This is a genomic window from Spirillospora sp. CA-294931 (assembly GCF_050946795.1).
In the GTDB taxonomy this organism is placed as follows: domain Bacteria; phylum Actinomycetota; class Actinomycetes; order Streptosporangiales; family Streptosporangiaceae; genus Spirillospora.
The window spans coordinates 8,648,760-8,671,681 of record NZ_CP192006.1 but is presented as its reverse complement, the minus strand read 5'-3'; the positions used below and the strand labels follow the sequence as shown (position 1 = coordinate 8,671,681).

General features: G+C 69.0%; 27 protein-coding genes and 1 tRNA gene. 23 read left to right on the top strand and 5 right to left on the bottom strand.

The window, feature by feature from the left end; translation table 11 throughout:
* Positions 1–21 precede the first annotated feature (21 nt).
* The 8 genes from ACQPY4_RS39555 to ACQPY4_RS39520 all read left to right on the top strand — a co-directional run bounded on the left by ACQPY4_RS39555 (position 22) and on the right by ACQPY4_RS39520 (position 7,198).
* On the top strand, positions 22–576 hold the full coding sequence (locus ACQPY4_RS39555; protein WP_433330136.1) for a dihydrofolate reductase family protein: 555 nt from the start codon (positions 22–24) through the stop codon (positions 574–576).
* A gap of 684 nt (positions 577–1,260) precedes the next feature.
* Positions 1,261–2,991 carry a S8 family peptidase gene (locus ACQPY4_RS39550; protein WP_433330134.1) on the top strand — a complete coding sequence of 577 codons (1,731 nt, stop codon included), beginning with the start codon at positions 1,261–1,263 and terminating at the stop codon, positions 2,989–2,991.
* 88 nt (positions 2,992–3,079) lie between these two features.
* Positions 3,080–3,415: an RNA polymerase sigma factor gene (locus tag ACQPY4_RS39545; RefSeq protein WP_433330132.1), complete on the top strand. Its 336-nt coding sequence runs from the start codon at positions 3,080–3,082 to the stop codon at positions 3,413–3,415.
* A 139-nt stretch (positions 3,416–3,554) separates the two neighbouring features.
* Positions 3,555–3,743 (top strand): hypothetical protein, encoded by a 189-nt coding sequence (locus ACQPY4_RS39540; RefSeq protein WP_433330130.1) that lies wholly within the window; start codon positions 3,555–3,557, stop codon positions 3,741–3,743.
* A gap of 168 nt (positions 3,744–3,911) precedes the next feature.
* On the top strand, positions 3,912–4,370 hold the full coding sequence (locus ACQPY4_RS39535) for a low molecular weight protein-tyrosine-phosphatase (RefSeq protein ID WP_433339220.1): 459 nt from the start codon (positions 3,912–3,914) through the stop codon (positions 4,368–4,370).
* A complete protein-coding gene (locus ACQPY4_RS39530) occupies positions 4,367–5,194 on the top strand; it encodes a fructosamine kinase family protein (protein WP_433330128.1) in 828 nt (275 codons plus the stop codon). The genes ACQPY4_RS39535 and ACQPY4_RS39530 overlap by 4 nt, the downstream gene beginning before the upstream one ends.
* Before the next feature lie 139 nt (positions 5,195–5,333).
* Positions 5,334–6,275: a hypothetical protein gene (locus tag ACQPY4_RS39525; RefSeq protein ID WP_433330126.1), complete on the top strand. Its 942-nt coding sequence runs from the start codon at positions 5,334–5,336 to the stop codon at positions 6,273–6,275.
* Between the two features lie 104 nt (positions 6,276–6,379).
* The gene (locus ACQPY4_RS39520; protein WP_433330124.1) at positions 6,380–7,198 is read left to right on the top strand and encodes a PSP1 domain-containing protein; all 819 of its coding nucleotides are present in this window, start codon (positions 6,380–6,382) and stop codon (positions 7,196–7,198) included.
* An 82-nt stretch (positions 7,199–7,280) separates the two neighbouring features.
* Here ACQPY4_RS39520 and ACQPY4_RS39515 read toward each other — a convergent pair whose 3' ends face one another.
* The 3 genes from ACQPY4_RS39515 to ACQPY4_RS39505 form a co-directional block, all read right to left on the bottom strand.
* Positions 7,281–8,390, bottom strand: a complete 1,110-nt coding sequence (locus tag ACQPY4_RS39515) for a fatty acid desaturase family protein (RefSeq protein ID WP_433330122.1) — start codon at positions 8,388–8,390, stop codon at positions 7,281–7,283.
* A gap of 62 nt (positions 8,391–8,452) precedes the next feature.
* On the bottom strand, positions 8,453–9,529 hold the full coding sequence (locus tag ACQPY4_RS39510; RefSeq protein ID WP_433330120.1) for a ferredoxin reductase: 1,077 nt from the start codon (positions 9,527–9,529) through the stop codon (positions 8,453–8,455).
* 185 nt (positions 9,530–9,714) lie between these two features.
* On the bottom strand, positions 9,715–10,374 hold the full coding sequence (locus ACQPY4_RS39505; RefSeq protein ID WP_433339218.1) for a DUF427 domain-containing protein: 660 nt from the start codon (positions 10,372–10,374) through the stop codon (positions 9,715–9,717).
* A 224-nt stretch (positions 10,375–10,598) separates the two neighbouring features.
* Between ACQPY4_RS39505 and ACQPY4_RS39500 the strand changes: the two genes are divergently transcribed.
* Positions 10,599–12,104 (top strand): alpha/beta hydrolase, encoded by a 1,506-nt coding sequence (locus ACQPY4_RS39500; RefSeq protein ID WP_433330118.1) that lies wholly within the window; start codon positions 10,599–10,601, stop codon positions 12,102–12,104.
* Between the two features lie 56 nt (positions 12,105–12,160).
* Positions 12,161–12,236: transfer RNA gene (locus ACQPY4_RS39495), tRNA-Thr, on the top strand.
* A 90-nt stretch (positions 12,237–12,326) separates the two neighbouring features.
* On the opposite strand, the gene ACQPY4_RS39490 is transcribed toward ACQPY4_RS39495, so the two are convergent.
* Complete coding sequence (locus tag ACQPY4_RS39490) at positions 12,327–13,748, bottom strand: tyrosine-type recombinase/integrase (protein ID WP_433330116.1); 1,422 nt, start codon at positions 13,746–13,748, stop codon at positions 12,327–12,329.
* A gap of 1,086 nt (positions 13,749–14,834) precedes the next feature.
* On the opposite strand from ACQPY4_RS39490, the gene ACQPY4_RS39485 reads away from it, so the two are divergent.
* A complete protein-coding gene (locus tag ACQPY4_RS39485; RefSeq protein ID WP_433330114.1) occupies positions 14,835–15,083 on the top strand; it encodes a hypothetical protein in 249 nt (82 codons plus the stop codon).
* Between the two features lie 67 nt (positions 15,084–15,150).
* Here ACQPY4_RS39485 and ACQPY4_RS39480 read toward each other — a convergent pair whose 3' ends face one another.
* Positions 15,151–15,621 carry a helix-turn-helix domain-containing protein gene (locus ACQPY4_RS39480; protein ID WP_433330112.1) on the bottom strand — a complete coding sequence of 157 codons (471 nt, stop codon included), beginning with the start codon at positions 15,619–15,621 and terminating at the stop codon, positions 15,151–15,153.
* A 236-nt stretch (positions 15,622–15,857) separates the two neighbouring features.
* Here ACQPY4_RS39480 and ACQPY4_RS39475 point away from each other — a divergent pair, with 236 nt between their 5' ends.
* The 12 genes from ACQPY4_RS39475 to ACQPY4_RS39420 all read left to right on the top strand — a co-directional run bounded on the left by ACQPY4_RS39475 (position 15,858) and on the right by ACQPY4_RS39420 (position 22,922).
* The gene (locus ACQPY4_RS39475; protein ID WP_433330110.1) at positions 15,858–16,088 is read left to right on the top strand and encodes a hypothetical protein; all 231 of its coding nucleotides are present in this window, start codon (positions 15,858–15,860) and stop codon (positions 16,086–16,088) included.
* Positions 16,085–16,291: a hypothetical protein gene (locus ACQPY4_RS39470; protein ID WP_433330108.1), complete on the top strand. Its 207-nt coding sequence runs from the start codon at positions 16,085–16,087 to the stop codon at positions 16,289–16,291. Before ACQPY4_RS39475 ends, ACQPY4_RS39470 begins: the two co-directional genes overlap by 4 nt.
* A complete protein-coding gene (locus ACQPY4_RS39465) occupies positions 16,292–16,552 on the top strand; it encodes a hypothetical protein (protein WP_433330106.1) in 261 nt (86 codons plus the stop codon).
* Positions 16,552–17,457: a hypothetical protein gene (locus ACQPY4_RS39460; protein ID WP_433330104.1), complete on the top strand. Its 906-nt coding sequence runs from the start codon at positions 16,552–16,554 to the stop codon at positions 17,455–17,457. Before ACQPY4_RS39465 ends, ACQPY4_RS39460 begins: the two co-directional genes overlap by 1 nt.
* 211 nt (positions 17,458–17,668) lie before the next feature.
* The gene (locus ACQPY4_RS39455) at positions 17,669–18,085 is read left to right on the top strand and encodes a hypothetical protein (RefSeq protein ID WP_433330102.1); all 417 of its coding nucleotides are present in this window, start codon (positions 17,669–17,671) and stop codon (positions 18,083–18,085) included.
* Positions 18,082–18,690 carry a hypothetical protein gene (locus ACQPY4_RS39450; RefSeq protein ID WP_433330100.1) on the top strand — a complete coding sequence of 203 codons (609 nt, stop codon included), beginning with the start codon at positions 18,082–18,084 and terminating at the stop codon, positions 18,688–18,690. The genes ACQPY4_RS39455 and ACQPY4_RS39450 overlap by 4 nt, the downstream gene beginning before the upstream one ends.
* Positions 18,687–19,139: a hypothetical protein gene (locus ACQPY4_RS39445; RefSeq protein ID WP_433330098.1), complete on the top strand. Its 453-nt coding sequence runs from the start codon at positions 18,687–18,689 to the stop codon at positions 19,137–19,139. Before ACQPY4_RS39450 ends, ACQPY4_RS39445 begins: the two co-directional genes overlap by 4 nt.
* Positions 19,140–19,326: 187 nt before the next feature.
* A complete protein-coding gene (locus ACQPY4_RS39440; protein ID WP_433330096.1) occupies positions 19,327–20,571 on the top strand; it encodes a hypothetical protein in 1,245 nt (414 codons plus the stop codon).
* Positions 20,568–21,122: a hypothetical protein gene (locus tag ACQPY4_RS39435; RefSeq protein WP_433330094.1), complete on the top strand. Its 555-nt coding sequence runs from the start codon at positions 20,568–20,570 to the stop codon at positions 21,120–21,122. The genes ACQPY4_RS39440 and ACQPY4_RS39435 overlap by 4 nt, the downstream gene beginning before the upstream one ends.
* Complete coding sequence (locus ACQPY4_RS39430; protein ID WP_433330093.1) at positions 21,122–21,862, top strand: hypothetical protein; 741 nt, start codon at positions 21,122–21,124, stop codon at positions 21,860–21,862. The genes ACQPY4_RS39435 and ACQPY4_RS39430 overlap by 1 nt, the downstream gene beginning before the upstream one ends.
* Entirely contained in the window at positions 21,859–22,413 is a 555-nt protein-coding gene (locus ACQPY4_RS39425; RefSeq protein ID WP_433330091.1) for a hypothetical protein, read from the top strand. The genes ACQPY4_RS39430 and ACQPY4_RS39425 overlap by 4 nt, the downstream gene beginning before the upstream one ends.
* Positions 22,414–22,442: 29 nt before the next feature.
* The gene (locus ACQPY4_RS39420) at positions 22,443–22,922 is read left to right on the top strand and encodes a hypothetical protein (protein ID WP_433330089.1); all 480 of its coding nucleotides are present in this window, start codon (positions 22,443–22,445) and stop codon (positions 22,920–22,922) included.

Below are 22,922 nucleotides of genomic sequence, written 5' to 3'. Positions count from 1 at the left end.
ACCACCACGTTGGAGGCACACATGCGGGACCTGGTCGTCACCGAGAACATCACCCTGGACGGGGTCATCGACGCGTCCGAGGGCTGGTTCGACGTCGCGGGCAAGGCCGACACCCAAGACCTGGAGGCCGCGCTCCGCGAGCAGAGCGACGCGTGCGACGCCGTCCTCTTCGGCCGCCAGACCTTCGAGGACATGCGCGGCTACTGGCCCCTGCAGACCAACGACACCACCGGCGTCACCGACTACCTGAACCGGGTCTCGAAGTACGTCGTCTCCAAGACCATCACCGACCCGCAATGGGAAAACTCCACCATCCTTACGGGGAACCTCACCGAAGAGATCACGGCCCTGAAGGCCAAGCCGGGCAAGGACATCGTCACCACCGGCAGCATCAAGCTGGTCCACGCGCTCATCGCCGCGGGCCTGGTCGACGAGTACCGCCTGTTCGTCTACCCCGTCGTGATCGGCCACGGCGCCCGCCTCTTCGCCGACGCCACCAACGTCCCCGCCCTCCACCTGACCGAGACCCGCCCCTTCCACTCCGGCGTAGTCCTCCTCCGCTACCGCCCCTCCTAAACCCACCCCCACCCCACCCGAACCCCTCGCCCCACCCCACACCGCACTAACACCGTGCCGCACTAACCACGCCGCCATCCCGCCACCACACCGTCCCGCCCCACGCCGTCCCGGGCTGCCACGCTGCGCGTCCCGTACCGTCCCGTGTCGGCTGCTCCCGGCCCACCTTGATGCCGCCTCGCCGCGTTCCGTGCCGTGCTGCCCGCATCGCCATCCCAACCCCGCCCCCTCGCGTTAGCCCACGTCGCCGTGCCCTCCGCCGTACCGTCCTGCGCCGCCCGCGCACCCCGGACGTTCCACACTGCGCTATTGCATGCCGTCCCGTGCCGCCTTGCCCATCCCGACGTTCTCGCCTTGCGCTAGCCGCGCTGTGTCGCCCCCTGGCGCCGGACGGTGTAGCGCCGTGTTGCTTGCGTCTTGCCGGGTGTCCTGGGTTGCTCCGTGCTGCGCTGGCTCGCGCGGAGGCTGGTTGTGCGGGTGGGGTGGCCGGTGGTGGACGGGGTGGATTACTGCGTGAGTCAGGTGATTACGGGATGTATGTCGAGCGGGACGTAGTGTGATCGTATTCATCAATATTGTCCCTTTTTGTTATTTATCTGTGCGCATGTCTCAACTGAGCCTCCCGTAGCGTTCCTGGCCAAGCCCGCAAAGCGGGCTATTCCCCACCAAGCCAGGAGGTTCGCCTTGCGGCGCGCTGTGATCTCCGCTGCCTGCGCGGTCGTCGTTGGATCGACGACCGTGCTGGCCATGCCCGCTTCGGCGGGGCCGAACAAACCGCAGGCCCCCAGCGATGGAAAGGCTCACGAGTACGTCGTCCTGTACAAGGAGGGCGCCGCGCTCGGGAAGTCCCGCGATGCCGTGAAGGCCGCGGGCGGCTCCATCGTCCGCGAGAACACCGACATCGGTGTCGCCACGGTCCGCTCGACGAACCCGGCGTTCTCGCAGGCCGCGGCCAAGGAGAAGGCCCTGGACGGGGTCGGCCTGAACCGCGTCATCGGCACCGCGCCCAAGACGGCCGTCAAGGCCAAGGGCAAGGACGTCGAGTCCGAGGCCGGCGCCCAGGGGCCGATCTCGGTCAAGGCCGGCAAGGGGCAGGACCCGCTGGCCGACCTCCAGTGGGACATGAAGCAGATCAACGCCACCGCCAACGGCTCCTACAAGATCGAGCGTGGCAGCAAGCGCGTCCTGGTCGGCGTCATGGACACCGGCGTGGACGGCAACCACCCCGACATCAAGCCGAACTTCAACGGCAAGCTCAGCCGCAACTTCACCGTGGACGTCCCGTATGACGCCGACGGCAAGCCGCTGGACGGGCCGTGCGAGGAAGAGGCCGACAAGTCCTGCAACGACGCCGCCGACGTGGACGAGAACGACCACGGCACGCACGTCGCCTCGACGATCGGGTCGCCGCGCAACGGGATCGGCATGGCCGGTGTCGCGCCGCGCGTCTCGCTGGTCAACCTGCGGGTCGGCCAGGACTCGGGCATGTTCTTCCTGCAGCCGACCGTGGACGCGCTGACCTACGCGGGCAAGACCGGCGTCGACGTGGTCAACATGAGCTACTACATCGACCCGTGGCTGTGGAACTGCGCGAACAACGCCGCCGACTCGGCCGTCGACCAGCTCGAGCAGCGCACGATCATCAAGGCCACCCAGCGGGCCCTGGACTTCGCCCGCAAGCGCGGCGTGACCCTGGTGGCGGCCGCCGGAAACCAGCAGGTCGACTACACCAAGACCAACATCGACGAGACCAGCCCCGACTTCGCGTCCACCCCGGGTGAGAAGCCCTACAAGCGGACGATCCCGGCCAGCTGCGTCTCGATGCCGTCCGAGGGCAAGGGCGTCATTCCGGTCTCCTCGACCGGCATCACCAAGCGCAAGTCGTACTTCTCCAGCTTCGGCAACGGGTACGTCGCCGTCGCCGCCCCGGGTGGCGACAAGGTCGACAACCCCAGCCAGAAGCCGGACGACAAGCTCGGCATCTGGGCCGCCTACCCCGAGTCCCTCGCCCGCGCCAACGGCGAGCTGAACCCGGACGGCACCCCGAACACGCCGCGCGTCCTGCGCAGCTGCGCGGGCGGCAAGTGCGCGTACTACCAGTCGATCCAGGGCACCTCGATGGCGTCCCCGCACGCGGCCGGCGTCGCGGCCCTGATCGTCAGCAAGTACGGGAAGAAGGACCGCGCTCGCGGCGGCCTGACCCTGGACCCGCGGATCGTCGAACGGATTCTGCGCGGCACCTCCACCAGGACCGCCTGCCCGAGCCCCAGCACGGTCGACTACGTCTGGTACCGGCTGGAGAGCGGCAAGTGGGTCAAGTACACCTCCAAGCAGACCTGTGAAGGCACCAAGGCCGGCAACGGGTTCTACGGTTCGGGCATCATCGACGCCCTCAACGCCGTGAAGCGCGGATAGTACGCACCACCCGAACGGCCCCCGGTTCCGACCGGGGGCCGTTTTCGTTGGGGAAGCAACCTCAAGGGCCGCACGGAGTCTCTGGGACATGGAAGTTGATGTGCTGCCCGTCCAGGAACCGCCGGACGCCACAACAGCGGTGACCGACCTCTACCGGGGACGCGCCCTAGGGCTGATGCGCCTCGCCTTGATGATGGTGGGGGACCGTCCAACCGCGGAGGACGTCGTCCAGGACGCGTTCACCGGCCTCTACCGTCGCTGTCCGCGTCTGCGTGACCGCGAGAAGGCCCTCACCTACGTGCGCTCGTCCGTCCTGAACGGCTGCCGCGCGGCGCTGCGCCGTCGGCGCCGCCCGTTCACCGTCAAGTCGACCAAGTCCCGCGCGCTCGCCGCGCTGGGCCGGATTCTGGAGGAGGAGCAGTGACCGCGACCGAGGACCGCCTGATCGACGCCCTGCGGGGCGTGTCCGAGACGCTCGGCCCCGAGGACGTCCCGGCGCTGCGTCCCGCCGCCGGGTCGCCGTCCCGCTCGCGGTCGCGGTCGCGGTCGCGGTCGCCGCGACGGTGGCCGCCGCGGTGGCCGTCGGCCTGGTGTTCGTCCCGGACAACGGCCGCCCCGACGCCGCCGCCCCGGCCGTGACCGAGGTCGTCGTCTCCCTGTGCACCAGGACGTCCGGGGGGAACTGCCAGAACAAGGCGACGACGCCCCAGCGGAAGCAGGCGATCAAGGACGAGCTCCAGAGGCATCCCTGATTCCTTCAGGGTTGTACTCCAGTCCCCGGGGGCGGCCCCCCGGCTCGTGGAGGCATTCAAGGGCAAGCCCGGGGTGGACCGGGTGACGGTCGCGAAGCGTCCCGAAGCGAGGCGTTCGTAGACTGGGCCGGTCATCGGCCGGAGGGATTGGGTGGGGTCTTGCTGCGAGTGACCTTCGTCTGCACGGGCAATATCTGCCGCTCGCCGATCGCCGAGCAGGTCTTCCGCCACCATGTGGAGGAGGAGGGCCTGGACGTCGAGGTCGACAGCTCGGGCACCGACGGCTGGCATGCCGGGGACCCCGCCGACTCCCGCTCGGTCGCGGCGCTGCGGCGTGCCGGGTACCGGACGTCCCACAGCGCGCGGCGGTTCGAGCGCGAGTGGTTCGCCCGGTACGACCTGATCGTCGCGCTGGACGACGGGCACCGGCGCGCGCTGCGCACGCTCGCGCCCGACGCCGAGGAGCGCGGCAAGATCCGGCTGCTGCGCGAGTTCGACCCGGACGCCGGGGACGATCTCGACGTGCCCGATCCCTACTACGGAAGCCGCGCCGACTTCGACCATGTCCTGCGGCTGGTGGAGGCGGCCATGCCGGGCCTGCTCGACGAGATCCGCAAGAAGCTGTGACGCGGACCCGGATCGAGGAGCTGCTCGGCGCGCGGGTCGTCCGGCTGGACGACCTCGGGTCCAGCCACGCCTGGACGCTGCACCGGGCGTCGCTCGACGACGGCCGCGAGGTGTTCGTCAAGGCGGCGGACGGGCGTCACGGCGTGTTCGCCGCCGAAGCGGCCGGGTTGCGCTGGCTGGCCGGGGCGGGGCCCGTCCCGGACGTCCTCGCGGCCGACGACCACCTTCTCGTCCTGCCGTGGCTGCCCCCGGGGACGCCCACACCGGACGCAGCCGAGCGACTCGGCCGGGAACTCGCGGAGATGCACGCGGCCTCTCCCGACGCATACGGGGCGCCCTGGGAGGGGTTCATAGCCGACCTCCCACTCGACAACACGCCGGACGAGCGCCGCTGGGGCCCCTGGTACGCCGAACGCCGCCTGGCGCCCTTCCTGCGCAGGGCCGGGCTGGCGTCCGGCGACGCCCGCCCGGTCGAGCGGGTGATCGAGGAGATCGACCGGCTGGCCGGGCCGGACGAGCCGCCCGCCCGCATCCATGGCGACCTGTGGTCGGGCAACGTCCTCTGGCCGGACGGACGCGCCATGCTCGTCGATCCGGCCGCGCACGGCGGGCATCGCGAGACCGATCTGGCGATGCTGGCGCTCTTCGGCGCCCCGCACCTCGACCGCGTCCTGGCCGCCTACGACGAGACCCGTCCGCTCGCCGACGGCTGGCGCGAGCGCGTTCCGCTGCACCAGCTCCACCCGCTGCTGGTGCACGCCGCCCTCTTCGGCGGTTCCTACCGCGACCAGGCCGCCCAGGCGGCGCGCGCCGTCCTCCGATGAACGATTTGTCCGGCGAAGCGCGTTCGGCGACCGGCGGATGAGATAGTAACGACAGGCCGGTGAACGGAGTCTGACGCGGAGAGGCGGGTGCGGGGCGAACGCCATGGACGGCAATCGCAAGGGAGCCCTGCGGGGTGCCGTGCCAATCGGGGTCGCCCTGGTCGCGGCCCTGGGCATCGGCGGCGGCCTGGACCTCGTCCACGCCTACCAGCGCTCCGACGACGACAAGAAGCCCGCCGCCGCCAAGGCCGCCGTCAAGAAGAACCGCGCCGAGCCGCGCTACGTCGTCGGCGTGCGCCTCAACGGCACCGCGCTCGTCGTCCGCGACGTCCGTACCGGACGCGACGTCGGCCTCCCCGTCGCGGCCCCGGCCGGACGCCGCTTCCAGCAAGTCGCCGCGAGCGGCGGCACGTACGTGGTCGCCTCGTCCGACACCCGGCAGGTAACGTTCCAACGCCTCCGCCTCGACAAGAACGGCCAGCCCAAAGACCTGACCCCGATCCCCAACGTGACCGTCCCCGGCACCTCCACCGCCTGGTCCGACCTCGCCGTCGGGCCCAAGGGCGACCGGATCGCCTACGTCACCTACCGGGGCAAGGGCAGCCGCGTCGACGTCATCTCGTCCTCGACGTCCGAACGCAAGGTCTGGACGGCCCGGATGCCCGCCCGCATCAGCGGCCTGTCCTGGGCGGGCGACTCGCTGGCGTTCGTCTGGAGCCCCCTGCGCACCAAGTCGCGCCAGATCCGCGTGCTCGACACCCGGGCGTCGTCCGGCGACCTCAAGATCAGCCGTCCGGTCTTCAAGCTCCCGCCCGGCACCGGCCCCGCCGTCATGAGCCGCGACGGCCGCACCATCGTCGCGGGCGTCGCCCGGGGCTCCCAGATCTCCCTCCAGGCCTACTCCCTCGACACCGGCAGACCCACCCGCGTCCTGTGGGCCAAGAGGGCCGGCGGAGCCCTCGCCCGCCTCGACCACGACACCACCGGCGGCCACCTCCTGGCCTCGGCCAGCGACGGCAACCTCTACGCGGCGGGCGTCCAACCCGTCCCAGCCGAGGATCTCAGAGACGTCACCTGGTAATCCCGCACCGGATGTCACCCGCCGCTTTGGCAGACGTCGCGTGGTGAACGCGTCCAGACGTAGGGTGAAGTAACAAAACCGGGCGAACGGAGCAAACCGTGGGCATGGTGATGGCTGTCAGCTTCACCCGGTACGGACGGCTCTACTACCTCGACCCGGGCCCGCATTCCCCACGCGTCGGCGACAAGGTCCTGGTCCCCACCGACGGCGGGCACGAGGTGGCCGAATGCGTCTGGGCCCCGCAATGGGTCTCCGAAGACATAGACGGACTCCCCGTATGCGAGGGCCTAGCCGAGCAGGAGCACCTCGACCGGGACGAGTCCAACCGCCGCCGCCGCGCCGAGGGCCGCTCCATCGCCAAGCGGCTGATCCGCAAGCACGAGCTCCCGATGAAGGTCATCGGCGTCGACTACCTCGACCACGAGAACGTCTTCAAGATCTACTTCACCGCGCCGCACCGGGTGGACTTCCGCGCCCTCGTCCGCGACCTGGCCCGTGGCATCAAGGCCCGCGTCGAACTCCGCCAGGTCGGTCCCCGCGACGAGGCCCGCCTCCAGGGCGGCATCGGCCCCTGCGGCCGCGACCTGTGCTGCGCGACCTTCCTCAAGGACTTCGAGCCCGTCTCCGTCCGCATGGCCAAGGAACAGGACCTCCCGGTCAACCCCCTCCGCATCGCGGGCGCCTGCGGGCGCCTCATGTGCTGCCTGAAGTACGAGCACCCGCTCTACGTCCAGGCCCACGAGCGCATGCCCGACCTCGGCCAGCGCGTCGAGACCCCCGAGGGCCCGGGCCAGGTGGTCGCGCGCAACGTCCCGTCCGACACGGTCACCGTCCGTCTCTCCTCCGGCGGCCGCTGCTCCTGCCCCTCCGCCTCCGTCTGCTCCCCCCGCCGCCAACACGAAGCCACCTACAACCCCGAATAACCGCACACAACGCCCCGAGCCCGGGCGCCCATGGTCGCGGGGCCCGGGCCTGGTGCGTGGTGGTCGCGCGGGAGGGGCGGAGTTAGGCGGCGATGGGGTGTTTGGCCGGCGTGGACGGAGCGGGCGCGCGCTTGGGGCCGGGGAGGGCGTAGCGGAAGATCTTCTTCCAGGTGCTGCCGACCTGCTTGGCGAGCGACCCCGTGTTGTAGGGCAGGTCGTACTTCTCGCAGAGGGCCCGGATACGGGGGGCGATCTCGGCGTAGCGGTTGCTGGGCAGGTCGGGGAAGAGGTGGTGCTCGATCTGGTGGCTGAGGTTGCCGGTCATGAGGTGGAAGAGGGGGCCACCGTCGATGTTGGCCGAGCCGAGCAGTTGCCGGACGTACCATTCGCCCTTGGTCTCGCCCTCCATCATCTCCTCCTCGAAGACCTCGACGTCCCCGGGGAAGTGGCCGCAGAAGATGATGGTGTGCGCCCAGACGTTCCGGGCGATGTTGGCGGTGAAGTTGGCGGCGAACGTCGTGAGGAACTGGGGGCCGCTGAGCAGCGGGAAGGCCACGTAGTCCTTGCCCCACTGGCGGCGGATCTTGCGGCCGATCGCGCGGAGCTTGGCCTTGACCTCCTCGGGGTCGTGCTCCCCGGCCCGGATCTTGTCGATTCCCAGGTCGTGCAGGGCCACGCCGTACTCGAAGAACATCGCCAGCAGCGCGTTGTAGATCGGCTGCGGCAGGTGCGCCCAGTGCCAGTTCTGCTCCGGGGCCACGCGGAGGATGCCGTAGCCCACGTCGTTGTCCTTGCCCAGGACGTTGGTGAACGTGTGGTGGACGAAGTTGTGCGAGTGCTTCCACTGCTCGGCCGGGGAGACGTTGTCCCATTCCCAGGTGGTGGAGTGGATCTTCGGGTCGCGCATCCAGTCCCACTGGCCGTGCATGACGTTGTGCCCGATCTCCATGTTCTCCAGGATCTTGGACACGGTCAGCGTCGCCGTCCCGGCGATCCAGGCGGGCGGCAGGCACGACGCCATCAGCATCGCGCGCCCGCCGATCTCCAGCCCGCGCTGGAGCCGGATGATCCGGTGGATGTAGTCGGAGTCGCTGTCGCCCAGGTCGGCGCTGATCTCGTCGCGCAGGGCGTCCAGCTCGCGGGCGATCGCCTCGTAGTCGGCGGCGGTCAGATGTGCGGTGGTCGAGGTCATGACGAAGGTCTCCTCAAATGGGGAGGGTGGTCACGGATGTCTTGGGGGAGCGGCGGGCCGCGTCAGAGTTCGATCTCGACGGGGCCCGCGGCGGCGGAGACGCACGTCTGGACGAGGTGGCCCTCTTCGCCGTGGACCTCGCCGGTGCGCAGGTCACGGACCTGGCCGGTGCGCAGGCGGCCGACGCAGCTGTAGCAGATGCCCATCCGGCAGCCGCTCGGAAGCAGGGCCCCGGCGCGCTCTCCGGCGTCCAGCAGCGGCGTCCCGCCGTCGGCGTCGACCTCGACGCCGCTGGTCGCGAACGTGACTCGTCCGCCCTCGCCCTCGGCGGCCAGCAGCCGCGGCCGGAAGTGCTCGACACGCAGCCGCGCGGCCGCCCCGTTGGCGTGCCAGTGCTCCTCGGCGTCGTCCAGCAGGGCGGTCGGGCCGCAGGCCCAGGCGTCGCGATCGGTCCAATCGGCGCAGACGTCGCCGAGTTCGTCGAGGGTGAAGCGGCCGTCGGCGGCGGTGTGCCGCTCGTGCAGGCGCAGGTTCGGGAAGCGCCGGGCGAGATCGCGCAGCTCGGCGCCGAAGATCACCTCGTCGGGTGTCCTGGCGGAGTGGATCAGGACGGTGTCCGGCATCGCCCGGCGGGCGGCCAGGTCGCGCAGCATGGCCATCACCGGGGTGATGCCGCTGCCGGCGGTCAGGAACAGCAGCCGTCCGGGCAGGGGAGAGGGCAGGACGAACTCGCCCTCCGCCGCCGCCAGGCGGACGATCGCCCCCGGGTGGATGGTGTTGACCAGATGCTGAGACACCCGGCCGTCCTCGGTGGCCTTGACGGTGATCGTGATCCGGCCGTCCGGGCGGGGCGGGGACGAGAGGGAGAACGTCCGCCAGTGCCGGACGCCGTCGAGGTCCACGCCGATCTTGAGCCACTGTCCCGGCAGGTGGCCGGGCCAGGTGATTCCGGGCCTGATCACCAGCGTCGCCACCCCCGCGACCTCGTGCTGGACGGTTTCGACGCGTCCTCGCGGGTCGGCGGTGGACCAGAGCGGGTTGACCAGCGCGAGGTAGTCCTCGGGCAGGAGCGGAGTGGTGAGCATGCGCGCGGCCTCGGCCAGCCTGCGGCGCAGGGGTGTCGCGGTCGGAGCTGTCACGTGTGGTCTCCCCCGGGCGCTTAACTTACGTTTGCGTAACCTACGGTCAGGTAAGTTGGCCGAGTAGCGCAAGACTTTCCCGCCAAAAGGGACGGGCATCACACCATCGCACGATGTCACATAGGATGGTGAGACGCCCGTTGATAAAGATCAGGCCCGAAGTTGTCCTCCGGGCTCAATTTTTGTCAGCCCGGTCGCTGTTGCAGCACCCCGTCCACGTAAATATCGAGCTTCTCGCTGTAGAAGCAGACCAGGCCCGCCACGTCCCGGCTCTCGGGCAGCGGCGTGGGGTATGACCAGGCCAGATCCTTGTGCACCGTGTCGCCGGCCCGCACCGACCAGTACTCCGCCTGCCCCTTGTACGGGCAACCGGTCCCGGTTTCGGACTTCTCCAGCAGATCCATCCGGACGTCCGGTTTCGGCAGGTAGTACCGGGTCGGCATCCCGGTCTCGAACAGGATCCTCGGGCTGCTCGACTCGGCCACCGTCACGCCGTCCACCTCGACCCGCACCTGCCGCGAGCTCGCCAGGACGTCCACCCGGACGAACGGGCTGCGCGGATGGACATGGACCTCCTCGTCCTCCTCGAACCAGGCGTCCATCGAGTTCCAGTCGAGCCGGACGAGCCCGCGCAGCTCCTCCACCGGCGAGTCGAGATACCGCAGCGCCGCCCCCGGGGCCTGCGCCCCGTCCACCTTCACCGTGTACGCCGTCGAGGCTCCCCGGCTGGACGAGACGCGTCCCGGCCCTTCCTCGATCAGCTCGGCACGCACGTCCGCCAGTGGAAGGTAGTAAGCCGGATACGGTCCCTCCCAAACCAGCCAGGGAGTCAGAGAGTCGGCCACCAGATGGCCGCCGAGATAGACCCTGACCCGCTTGAAGATCTTCAGTGTCCGCGGAGCATTCCCTGTGGTTGTCGTCACACCCCCTCAAACGCTCCCCTCCAAACCGCTATTTCGCCCATGGCGCGTTGATGAGCAACCCCGGCGCCGCGGGGACGTACCGTATGCAGGGCCATACGGGTCGCGAGATATACGGGGGCACAGTGCCGGGTCGGAGTACGAAGTTCTTGAGCGCCACCCTCGTCCTCCTGCTGGCAGCGACCGCCTGCAACGGGGGAGACGACCAGGCGGCGGCCAAGCCCGCCCCCCAACCGCCCCCCGCCGGAGCAGCCCCCGGCCTGGACGCGTTCTACAAGCAGCAGGCGTCCTGGAAGGGATGCGGCAGCGGTTTCCAGTGCGGCACCGTCCAGGTCCCGCTCGACTACGACAAGCCAAACGGGGACAAGCTCAAGCTCTCCCTCATCCGGCTTCCCACCGAGAACAAGTCGCGCCGTATCGGGTCCCTGTTCACCAACCCGGGTGGCCCCGGCGGTTCGGGTGTCGAGTTCCTCCGCCAAGCAGGCCGCTCCTTCGGGCAGGACGTCCGCGAGCGCTTCGACATCATCGGCTTCGACCCCCGCGGCGTCGGCGCCAGCGACCCCATCCGCTGCCTGGACGGCCCGCGCCTCGACCGCTACTTCAGCGCCGACTCCTCACCCGACGACCAGCGCGAGGTCGACGCCTACGCCGCCGAGAGCAAGGCGTTCTCCGACGCCTGCAAGACCCGCGCCGCCGCCCGCCTGCCCTTCGTCGGGACGGCCAACGCCGCCCGCGACATCGACGTCCTCCGCGCCGCCGTGGGCGACACCAAGCTCAGCTACTTCGGCGCCTCCTACGGGACGTATCTCGGCGCCCACTACGCCGAACAGTTCCCCAAGAACGTCCGCGCCCTCGTCCTGGACGGCGCCGTCGACCCGCGGCAGTCGTCCACGCAGATCCTGATCGAGCAGGCCAAGGGCTTCGAGACCGCGTTCCGGGCGTTCGCCGCCGACTGCGTCAAGGGCGTCGGCTGCCCCCTCGGCACGTCCGTCCAGGGCGCGACGGACAAGGTGGCCGCCCTCCTGAAGAAGGCCGACCAGACCCCCCTCACCAACAGCCGCGACTCCCGTAAGGTCACCGAGTCCTGGGCCGCCACCGGCATAGCCGCCGCCCTCTACGCCAAAGAAGGCTGGCCCGTCCTACGCCAGGCCCTGACCCAGGCCATGCAACGCGGGGACGGAACCCTCCTCATCTCCCTCGCCGACACGATGGTGGAGCGCAAGCCCGACGGCACCTACAGCAACCAGGCCGAGGCCAACATGGCCGTCAACTGCGTCGACAAGCCCAACCCCCCGGACGTCCCCAGCTACGAGAAGTCCGCCCAGAAGGCCACCAAGGACTCGCCCCGCTTCGGTCCCTTCGTCGTGTGGGGCGGCCTCCCCTGCGTCACCTGGCCCGTCCAGACCAAGGAGAAGCCCGGGGCCCTCACCGCCAAGGGCGCGGCCCCCATCCTGGTCATCGGCACCCTCCGCGACCCGGCCACCCCCTACAAGTGGGCCCAGAGCCTCTCGTCCCAGCTCGACTCCGGCGTCCTGCTCACCCTCGACGGCGACGGCCACACCGCCTACCTCCAGAGCAACCCCTGCATCACCGAGGCCACCGACCACTACCTCCTCACCGCCCAGCCCCCGAAACCCGGCACCGTCTGCCGCTGATGCAGCCACCCCCAGAACCCGGTAGACTCCTTCCCGCTGTCCCCCGGGGGCAGCACGCCGCCTTAGCTCAGTCGGCAGAGCGATTCACTCGTAATGAATAGGTCATCGGTTCGATTCCGATAGGCGGCTCCACTCTGACCAGGGCATACCTCTGGTCAGGACGTAATCCGGTCCTGCAACCGGCACAGTACCCGGCACAGTTTTACTCGGGTGCTGTGCCGCCTACCCGAGCAGGGTCTTGCCGATCCGCGCGGCCCCGTCCTGCATCAGGGGCGAACTGACGTGGGTGTAGCCGCGTGTGACCCTGATGTCGGAGTGGCCAAGGATTTCCTGGACAACCGACAAGGCGACACCTGTCTCAAGCAAAAGCGTCGCTGCGGTATGCCTGGTCGCGTGGACCTTGTGATGCGGAATGCCCGCCGCCTTTTGAAGGTCTGCCCATTCTTGCCAGTCTCGACGGGGATCTATGGGGCGGCCATTCCACTGCGCGAAGACAACGTCATGTTCTTCCCAGTGATCCCCAGCCCGGAGCCGCTCCGCGCGCTGCTCGATCCATTGGGCCTTCAGCAGCTCTTCCAATTGCCAGGCGAGCGCAATGGTTTTGCGGCGCTTCTCTTTGACTTCCCGGAAGACGAGGCCGCCGCCCTTGCGGGCCGGGCACGTAGAGGCGTGCCGGGTGCAACCCTTCTTGCACAACCCTTTGGCGTCCTTGGGGACGCACTTGTGGGGGCGGCCTGACGTGCGTTTGGCTTTGGGGCACCTGGCGGGGCAGGGGCCCTTGTGCTTTCCCTCGGTACACGCCTTAACGTCGTCACATCCGTGTTGCCAGGTTTGCCGCTGGAGTTGCCACCAGATCCTTCCCTGGAGGCTGAGCTTGGTCGAATCGCATTCCTCGCACGTAGTGCGTTTCTCTGCCCACCATTCGGTTAGCTGGTGAGTGGCGGAGCACTCCTGGCAGACCACAACAAGGAAGGGCCAGCGCAGCCCGAGGGTTTCGCCTTGGCGAGCGCCCAGCGTGAGGCCAACGGACCACCGTGCGCGATTGCGGTGGCCCTTGCGCTGCGACTCCTCGATGACGAGGCGGGCCTCCTTACGGGTCAGGTGTTCCTTGGCGCCCTCACCGACCTCGGGAGGCTCCACAAGACTTGCCGGGTTGACGCCGCCGATGCCTTCGCGCTTCCTCCATTTGCCAATGAAGGAGCTGATGATCGCGTGGACCTTGCGGATGTGGCTGGGCTTCGCTCCTGCCTTCTGCATCGCGACGTAGATCGCTTCGAGCTGGTCGGGGCGGACCTGGTCGATGCGGGTCTGGCCGATGTGAGGAAGGATCCAGTTGTTCACGTCGGATCGGTAGCTCATGATCCCTCGGGGCGAGGCACCCTTGAGGGGCATCAGCGTGTCGAGACAGTAGGCGAACCAGACGTGCACCTTCGGGGGCCGGCCGGGCTTGGGGCTTAGGCCGGCGTCTCGCTGCTTCTCCAGCTCTCTGATGGCCTTGATGATCTCGGGTTCTGACTGGCGCTCACGGTGTCGGCGGTCGGGGGACCCATCGGGCAGCTCGCCCATCCAGACCTTTCCGTGCCACGTCCCATCCTTTGCCTGATACCAGGTCGAGGTCCGATTGGGGCGACGCGGTTTGCTCATGACAGACCTCCGTCGTAGACGAGGAGTAGAAGGGGGTTAGAAGGAGTTCGGGAGGAACAGGCTGGTCCTCGTTGCGAGCACTTCGTTCGCGAGCGGGACCACGGCGACCACCGCAGCAGCTCCTTCGGCCGGTTCCATCGGGGAAGTTGCGCTGGGCGACGGCTCTTCAGCGGCGTCCGTGGGGGGAGGTTCCGCTGTGGCGGGCGGTTGGTTCAGAGGCTGAGGGGCTGTCTCGGTCGGCCGCTGCGCTTGTTCCGTCCCGGTTGGGGGCGCCGCGGCGTCGGGAGCGGCGGGCCCGGGCGTTGGCTCTGGCGAGGGAGTAGCGGCCGGAGTTGGAGTAGGCGCCGGAGTCGGCTCCGGCGCGGCCTGCGAGGGGGCCGAGGGCTGCGGTGTGGGCACAGCGGCCCGGGCGGCCCGGGGCCTAGGTCGAGCAGGGGTTGGTGCGGGAGCTGGGACAAGCTCTGCGGTCGCTGGCGGAGTCTGGCGGGCGAGCGGAATCCTCTGAGCGGGCGGCTTGGTCGTCCGGGCAGAAAGTTCGATGCGCTGGCCAGATGGTGGTCGATCGTCGCGCGGGGCCGCCACGTTGAGGTGCGGGGGCCGCGAATCCTCCAGGGAGGTGATCACGGCGGGGCTGGAGATCGCCGCAGCCGTCACCAGCGGGAGGGCTGCTGTGGACGCGACGCTAGCTGTGGTGATCTGGGCCTGAAGGGCACCGTCCCTGACCCAGCGCATCATCAGCAGGGCGGGCGCTGCGATGAGGCCCAAGGCGCGGGCAGCGCGTGGCTGCCTCATGCACATGGTTATCAGGCGATAGGCACGGGTCACCTCTTGGCCGTGGAGGTGGTTTCCGATAACTCGGTCGCCTGAATCCCAAGCGACTGCGTGAAGCCTCTCAGGCAATTTGGCCCGCACGAACGGGTGCTTTGGAGGCGAGTCCAGGTTGTTTTGGAGCCAGGTCCAGACGGCCTGCTCGGTTTCGAGGTCGGCAGTTCCTGCGCCGCTACCCACCAGAGCCAAGAGTTGGCGGCCAGGACGAATAGTGACCCATACGCCTTGGAGAGATCCCTCAGGCGCGCCGCGCATCGCGTGAATGAGGCCACGCGCTGGTCCATTGTCGTGGAGCGATCTACGTTTCATCAGCTGTCGAGCGTGCTGAAGTGCGCTCTTCAGGCAGACAATCTCGATTTCTCGATCGTCTCGCTGCTCCTCAAGTTGGGCAAGTCGCCCTTTAAGATCCTCTACCTGCCGCTGAAGGGCGGCATGCAGATCGTTGTCGTGCATCCGGTGGTCCCCACGAGGTCGTTGCCCCGGCCCCGTACTACAAAGGATGCTTGAGACGTGCCACTCGTTGACACATAGGTATCAGAGAGACTTAACCGTTACATCCGGACGCCTGATCTCATTAGGCATGTTTCGAGTCCTGTTCACCAGCGGCCTCCATCGCGAGCTCCCGATCTGTCACCACGGCGCGGATCGCGATCTTCTTCTCCCGGACGGAGGCACCGGGCCCGTCATACCGCCAGATGTGTTCGAAGAACCGGTCACCGGCGACCCCGCTTGGGTAGCTGATCTCCGTCTCGCTGAAGCGGTCTGGAAGTTCAGGTGCCGGTTCGGGGCGGAGGGGCGTGTAGCCGGCGGCGGCTAGGAGTTCCGGCTCACCGAGTCTCAGCCCTGGGTAGCGCTCGCGGATGCCGGCCCCCAGGGCTTGGATCTTGTCGAAGCCAGGCCGGGCGCTGCCGCTCTTCCATCTGGTGATCTGTGAAGGGTCGATCGGAATCATGCCGGCGAGGTCGACCTGGCTCATGCCCGTCTCCTCGAGGATGCGTTCAAGCAGCTCGGCAAAGGTGGCGGAGGGCCAGGGTTGATTGCGCACGATCAACGACGGTAATCGATGTGCGCGGTTCGGTCCAGTGACTGGAGTCAATCCATGCAGGTCAGGGAGCGATCCAACGCCGGTTTTCGCAGGTCACAGACGCGACATACGTAGCAAGGTGACCTAAACGTCATCTTGATCTGACTCAAGCGCAAGGCTTGATTGCACTCACGCAATCCGCTACGGTCCTACGCATGCAGCAAGATGATTGCACGCAATCAAGGATGCTGAGGTGCGTGATCCGCCCCCGGGTCGACAACATCCGGGCCCGTGGCAAAGAACGGGGCCTCGCCAGCGACTCGGCGATCGCCCGCGCGGCCGACCTCGACCCGGGCGGCTTCAACCGCCTCATGCGAGGCCAGGCGCGTCCGGGTCTCTCCAGCATCGAGGGCCTCCTGAACGCCTTTCAGGAGTTGAAGTTCGAGGACCTCTTCGAGCGCGTCCCCGCCCCCCGGGGCAGACGATGAGCAGTCAAGAACCCGCCTTCCCGTTGCTGCTGCGGCCGAACCTCGCCGCCTCGTACATCGGCATCAGCCGAACCGAGCTGTTCCGGCTGCTGCGCGAGGGCGTCATCCCATCCGAGTTGCCTTCGCCGCGCGTCCGCCTCATCCCCCGCTCCGCGTGCGACGCCTACGCCGCCACGCTCGCTGCCCGCGCCCTGGAGGAATAGATGTCCTTGCCCCTCACCCAGCCCTGCACTGACCTGGCCTTGATCACCGGCGCCGAGGTCCAGGTGGGGCACCAGCTCCGCACCGAGAAGGGCACCTGGAGCTCGCCCGTAACGCGGTTCGACACTCCGCCCGCCGGAACGTTCGTGGTCGGCTTCTACGGCGAAGGCACTCGGATCGCCCACGTCGGCCCGGCCGCCCGCATCCCTCTGCCGCCGTCCGCGCCGTTCGCCGTCAGGCTGCCCCAGCCCGAGGCGGCGTGATGCCCAAGATCGCCTACGTCGAGCAGCGGTTCAAGCCGCACACCCTGGAGATCATCACTCGCGCGGAGCAGATCTGCCGCGACTACGCGGCCCAGGGCTTCGACCTCACGCTTCGGCAGCTCTACTACCAGTTCGTCGCCCGTGACTGGCTGCCCAACCAGCAGAAGGAGTACAAGCGCCTCGGCGACATCATCAACAACGCGCGTCTCGCCGGGCTCCTGGACTGGGACTTCATCGTCGACCGCACGCGCAACCTCAAGGGTTTGCCGCACTGGTCCAGCCCAGGCCAGATCATCGAAGCCACCGCCCGCTCATACCGGACCGACCGGTGGGCGAACCAGCCCGCCCGCGTCGAGGTGTGGATCGAGAAGGACGCCCTCGTCGGCGTGATCGCCGGGGCGTGCCAGCGCGCGGACGTCGACTACTTCTCCTGCCGGGGCTACACCTCCCAGTCGGAGGTGTGGGCCGCAGCGCGGCGGCTGGCCACCTACGAGCGCGTCGGACAGCGGCCCATCGTCATCCACCTCGGCGACCACGACCCCTCCGGTCTCGACATGACCCGCGACATCCAGGAGCGGTTCTCACTTTTCGGCGCCGACGTCAAGGTCATCCGGATCGCTCTGAACATGGACCAGGTCGAGCAGTACAACCCGCCGCCCAACCCGGCCAAGCTCACCGATTCACGTGCTCCGGCCTACATCAGCGAGCACGGCCCCTCGTCCTGGGAACTCGACGCCCTCGACCCCACCACTCTCGACGGCCTCATCAGCGACGAGATCGCCCGCTGGCGCGACCCCGACCAGTGGGCCGCCGACACCGACCTGATGGAGGACGAGCGGACCCTTCTCGCCGGGGTCTCGCGCCGCTGGAACGACGTGCGTGAGCTGATCGAGGACGGCCGCTGATGTGGCCCTTCCGCACCCGCAACCCCGCCCGCGTCCGCGCCGTCACCCGGCTCCAGGCCGCACAACGCCAGGGGCTCGCGTGCGTGCTGTGCGGCGCGCCCCTGGGCGGTGTTGGCCGCCCGATGCGTGTCGGTGACATCCCCGGCTTCGCCTGCACCGTTCATCCTCGCCCCCTCCCCTCTATCCGCGCACTCAGCGCAGGAGGTGCCACATGACCGCGCTGAACGAACTTCAGCCCGGCGAGTGGGTCCAACTCGACATCCACATGGCGCGCGTCAGCCTCATCACGGACGACGCCGTGCACTTCGTCCGCGCCGGTGATGACAGCGAGCCCCCCATCGTCGTGCGGCATTGTGACGTCGGCGTGTCGATCACCCGACTCGCCCCCGCGCAGTGGCCGCCGCAGCGCGATGACATCTGGCAGGACCGTGACCAGGACCGCTGGTTCGCTCAGCTTGTCGACACCCAGCACGGCGACCACCACATCGTCATGGTCTGCGGCCGTGCCGCAAAAGGCGTGGGGCTGTCCCACCCCTACCCCGACCTCATCAACGAGAACTTCGGGCCGCTCCGCCTTGTGAGCCGCGTGGAAGAAGGCACTACCAGTGGCGGCGGGAGGCAGAGGTGACCGCGAACGTCGAGTACGGCATCCGCGCCACTCTCCCAGGAGAAGACGAGCCCTCGACCTGGCCGATCGGCACTGACGAGATCCTTCAGCGTCAGCGCATCGCCGAACTCCTGGAGGCGGGCGCCCGCGATATCGCGGCACTGTCCCGCCCCGCGCATGACTGGAGCGTCGACGAAACGGTCCTGGCCACGGTCCAGCAGGAGCGGTACCGCGACGCTGTCCTGTCGATCGCCCAGCGCGCGTGGGAGCAGCACGGCGACACCGTCGATGCCGTGCTGCGCTCTCTCCGCGAGAGCAGGCGCGCACCGGTAGAGGCACAGCCTGCCGCCGCCCGCGCCTGCCGTGCGGTGCAGACGGAACACCACGACGCCCTGAGAACGCTGCTGGGCGAGTTCGTCGCCGAAGCCGCCCTGTTCTCCCGGCTCGCCCCCGACGAGCGCCTGGACGCGCTGGTCACGCTGCTGGGAGAACTGACCCACCAGGAGCAGGCCGAAGCCCGCGAAGTCGCGGCCGGAGGCCCGGATGAGGACGACGAGGCGATCCGCCAAGACGCCGAGCGCCGCGTGATCGAGGCCGCCGACGCTGTCGTCGGAGGTGCCCGGTGAGTGCCCGCAACATCCACCTCATGGACGCCCGCCACTACGCGCGTCTGGCCCCCGAACTCGGCATCAACGAGACCGCGCGGACCCTCATTTCCACCGGGCGCCTGGTGCCGGTGAATATCGGTCCCCGCACCTATTACCGGTGGTCCGAGCTGATCCCCCTCCTCCCCGCCGACAAGCGGCCCTCGTTCCTCACCGAGTTCACCGCCCCCGTTGTGACCAGCCCGACCCGTCTCGGGCTCACCGGCCACACCGTGACCGTGGAGTGTGCGACCCGCCTCACCGCGATCCGTCTCGGGGTTAGGCCCGGTACCCGGGTCGTCGTGGAACGCCGCGACGGCGACCTGACCAACACCGTCCGGCTCACCGGCAAGGCCACGATCAACCAGTTCGCCAGGGTTCACGCAGACCGTGTCGGCGCCCGTTACGTGGCCGAGGGGACGTCGCTGTGATCACCCTCCTGCTCCTCCTTGCGGCGGCCTGGGCCTACGCATGGCTTGCTACGGTGCACCGCCGCACGCACCGTAGAGCGGCACATGCTCGTGTGGACCCGCGCCCTCGCCCGCTGCGCCTCACCAGCCATGGCAGCCACGCAGCTCCTCGACGCCCCGCCAAGCCCTCCAGCAGGGCGGTGGCAGCGTGACGATCCTGCGCACACGCACACCTACTGGGGCCCGGTCGTGGCCGGTTCTCCTGGTCGAAGGTCCGGAAAAGTGCGGGCGGACCCGCGCCTGTGCCGCTCTGGCGGCATCCCCTCGTGTCGGCCGGACGCTGTGGCTCGATCTCGGCCACGGCACCGCCGACGAGTACGCCACCGTCCCCGGCGCACGCTACGAGATCCTCGTCCACGACGGCTCCTACGCCGAGATCTTCAGGCAGATCAGTGCGGCCCGCGACGCGGCCGCGCAAGCCATCGCGGACGGCGAACCCCCCACGGTGCTGATCGTCAACTCCATGACGAGCCTGTGGGACTGGATCAGAACCTGGGCTCAACATCGCGTTCACGCCTCGCTGGAGAACCGCCGCCGCCTGCAGAGCGATCCCTTCGCTGAGGTCAGCCTGGGCGACTCGGGATGGAACGAGGCCAACGCCCGCCACGCCCGCGTCATGCGGCTGCTGCTGACCTACCCCGGCATCGTGGTGATGACCGCACGCGGGAAATGGATCACCCCGGCCAGCAAGGACGGTGTCCCGGACGGCCCACCCTTCTACAAGGTCGACGCGCACAAGAGCGTCTGCGCCGACGCGTCCTGCTGGATCCGCCTCGACCGCGAGGCCCCGCCGCTGATCGTCGGTGCGCGCGCCCCCCAGCTCGACCTGGGCGGTGAGCCGCTCGCACTGGACAAGGACTGGTCCCTCGACTGGCTCCTCTTCGACCTCCTCGGTCTCGACTCCACCCAGACCCAGACGCGGCCCCTGGTCCTCGCCCGGACTGAGCGCACCCCGCAGCAGATCGCCGCCGAAGCCGTGACCGCCGACCTCGAGCGGCTGGGAGAACTCCTCGGCGAGGTCCGGGACCTCGGCTACGACGACGTGGCCGTCCCGAACGAACGCCGCAAGACCGAATCCCTCACCGAGATGATCACGCGCCTCGGCCACGCGCGGCGGCCCGACGCGCCTGCCACCCCCCAGCACCACAACCGGCTCAAAGCTCTGTGGCGTTCCACCGGCGACTTTTCCGACGACGCCGCCCGAGCGGCGTTCGTCCGCGAGATCACCGGCAGGAACATCACCTCGGCCGCCGCGCTCACCAACGCCGAAGCCGACCGCGTCATTGAGCGCCTGACCGCCTACCTGCAGCAGAGCACCCCGTCTCAGGCCGTCCCGGACCGCGAGAGCCACACCACCACACCCGAGCCCGACTATGCGGGAGCCAGCGAATGAACTCCAAGAAGCTCCGGAAACTGGGCCGTCGCCTGGTCGAAGCCAAGGCCACCAGCGACGCTGCCGCTCAGAGGTACAGGGCAGCACGTGAAGAGACCACCGAAGCCCTGGTCCAGGCACACCGCAAGCACGGTGTGATCAAGACCGCCGTGGAGATCCCCGGGCTTGGCCAGGTCGCCACGATCACACTCAAGCAGGGCTCCGTACAGGTCACGGTTCACGAAGACGAGCTGCTGGAGGCCACCACCGAACACGCCCCCACCGAGATCGAGCACGTCATCGCCCAGGAGGCGTTGACCGATCCAAAGGTCATCGAAGCGATCTGCAAGGTCCGGCCCGACGCCGTAACCCCACAGGTCCGGCAGGCATGGCGGACGGCCAAGATCGAAGAGGCGAAAAAGACCCGAGGCTGGATCGCCCTCCCCACCGGTGAGCAGGCCAAGATCGCCACCGTCGTTCACCACCCCCCGACCGGTGACTTCCAGCTCACCTGGACCGGCGAGGGCAAAACCTTCGCGAACGCCTTCGCTGGCGACTCAGGCGAGGTGTGATGGCCGACCAGACCAGTGCCGACCCGGCCGCGACCGAGCACCTGCGCGCGGGCGAACGGATCACGCTCGACGAGCTGGCAGTGCACCTGAATGCAGCGGCGCTGTGGCTGCGACAGCTCGCGATCGCCGCCGAGACCCCGGACGTCCCCGTGGACCTCGGCGGGAACGTCTGCGACTACCTCGACAGCCAGGCCAAGCAGCTGAGCAACCTCAGCGAGCGGGTCGCCCAGCTCGACCAGACCATCGCCGACCGCGTGCCGCTGGCATCGACGTTGCCGGACGGCGCCCCCTGGGGCGCACGCGCACACCAGGCGCGCGACGAGCGGCCGGACGCCCGGCTGGTCATCATCCCCACAATGGAGCAGGTCCTCGGACTGGTCCGCTGGCACCAGGCGACCCGGGTCTTCGGCGACCTGCCAGCCCGCCCCGCCCGCCAGAGGCCCCCATCCCCCCTTCTGACGAACGGCATCCCGTATCTCGACGGCCTGGCCGACTTGCCTGACCTGGAGCATTGGGAGTCCCCGCGTGCGGCCCGCCGCCGCGAAGCGCAGCGGCAAGCCGCCATCCAAGGCCAGGCACTGCAAGAGGACTGCTCGACCTGTCAAGCCGCCCCGGGAGCACACTGCCGCACCCGCAACGGCCGCATCGCCGAAGCCGTCCACCGGCCGCGCATCAACGCCGCGACCCACACCATCGACGACGCCGCGCTCGGAACTGGCGAGGCTGGAGGCGCACCGTGACCACGAAGCCGCTGACGGCACACCAGCAGAAGGTCCGCGACCGGCTGGGCAAGCACCGCCGCTACCACCTTCCGGCACAGCCGGACTGCCTGCAGTGCGGAGCCGCGGAGCTCCTCGACGCCCTGGCGGGCGCAGAACTGTTCACCCGGCTGGCCGCGCTCACGACCGTCGCAGAGCAGGCCAGCCAGGAACTCACGATCGCGCTCGACCTGCTGCACTCCGAAAGCCCCGCCGCCCAGAGCGCGCTCGCCTCCATCGCCTCCTCCCGCGTGCCCGCCGACGCCATCGCCAGCGTCACGGGGCAGGCCCGCGATGCCGCCCACCTGGAGGACCTGGAACGCAAGTTCCGCGACCTGGAGGGCAGCTACGCCGTGGCCCAGGAACGGCTGGAGCGCATCGCCGCCGTCCACACCCGCCTCGTCCGCGAGCTTCCCGGGGCCCGCTTTAGGTACCGCGACGTTCTCGAACGCCTCACCGAGCGTCTCGCGCGCGCCTGGCACGGCCACGAGCCCGCCGACCCCAAAGCACCCCTCACCAAGGACCCCGCATAGGCCCCCGCCTCAACCAGATGGAGAAACGGATGAAGATCCACACACCCGCGATCGGTAACGCTCCGGAGTCACCTCGGCACCTGTCGTTCAACAGTCCCGGCACGGTCCGGTACTTGAGCGAGAAGCTGGCCGAGCTGCGCCACAAGGTCGCCGAGTTCGAAGCGGACGCCACCTCCTGCCGTCAGGACGTGCAGGAACGGCAGCGGGGGGTCGAGACCCGCACGAGCCGACTCGTCGAGCTCGAACGCGAAGCCGCGCAGGTCCGCGAGGAACGGGACCGGTTCGCCCAGCTCGCCCAGGAACGCGCCGTCGAAGCGGACCACTACACCGCCCAGCAGGCCGACCTGGACCTGGTCATCCGTGACCTGGAAACCCTCCTCAGCACCTACGCCCCATCCGCGCTCGCCAGCGCCAGGCCCGCGATGCCGTCCCTTAACGGCGCGCCTCCCGTCAACGGCACCGGCCCCCACGCCATGCCCGCGAACCAGACGATGCCGGAGGGCCGCTGA

Coding starts and splice junctions, on each gene's coding strand:
- ACQPY4_RS39555 (WP_433330136.1), top strand. CDS start 22: ATGCGGGACCTGGTCGTCACCGAGAACATCACCCTGGACGGGGTCATC.
- ACQPY4_RS39545 (WP_433330132.1), top strand. CDS start 3,080: ATGGAAGTTGATGTGCTGCCCGTCCAGGAACCGCCGGACGCCACAACA.
- ACQPY4_RS39520 (WP_433330124.1), top strand. CDS start 6,380: ATGGTGATGGCTGTCAGCTTCACCCGGTACGGACGGCTCTACTACCTC.
- ACQPY4_RS39515 (WP_433330122.1), bottom strand. CDS start 8,390: ATGACCTCGACCACCGCACATCTGACCGCCGCCGACTACGAGGCGATC.
- ACQPY4_RS39490 (WP_433330116.1), bottom strand. CDS start 13,748: ATGAGCAAACCGCGTCGCCCCAATCGGACCTCGACCTGGTATCAGGCA.
- ACQPY4_RS39470 (WP_433330108.1), top strand. CDS start 16,085: ATGAGCAGTCAAGAACCCGCCTTCCCGTTGCTGCTGCGGCCGAACCTC.
- ACQPY4_RS39465 (WP_433330106.1), top strand. CDS start 16,292: ATGTCCTTGCCCCTCACCCAGCCCTGCACTGACCTGGCCTTGATCACC.
- ACQPY4_RS39460 (WP_433330104.1), top strand. CDS start 16,552: ATGCCCAAGATCGCCTACGTCGAGCAGCGGTTCAAGCCGCACACCCTG.
- ACQPY4_RS39455 (WP_433330102.1), top strand. CDS start 17,669: ATGACCGCGCTGAACGAACTTCAGCCCGGCGAGTGGGTCCAACTCGAC.
- ACQPY4_RS39435 (WP_433330094.1), top strand. CDS start 20,568: ATGAACTCCAAGAAGCTCCGGAAACTGGGCCGTCGCCTGGTCGAAGCC.
- ACQPY4_RS39430 (WP_433330093.1), top strand. CDS start 21,122: ATGGCCGACCAGACCAGTGCCGACCCGGCCGCGACCGAGCACCTGCGC.
- ACQPY4_RS39420 (WP_433330089.1), top strand. CDS start 22,443: ATGAAGATCCACACACCCGCGATCGGTAACGCTCCGGAGTCACCTCGG.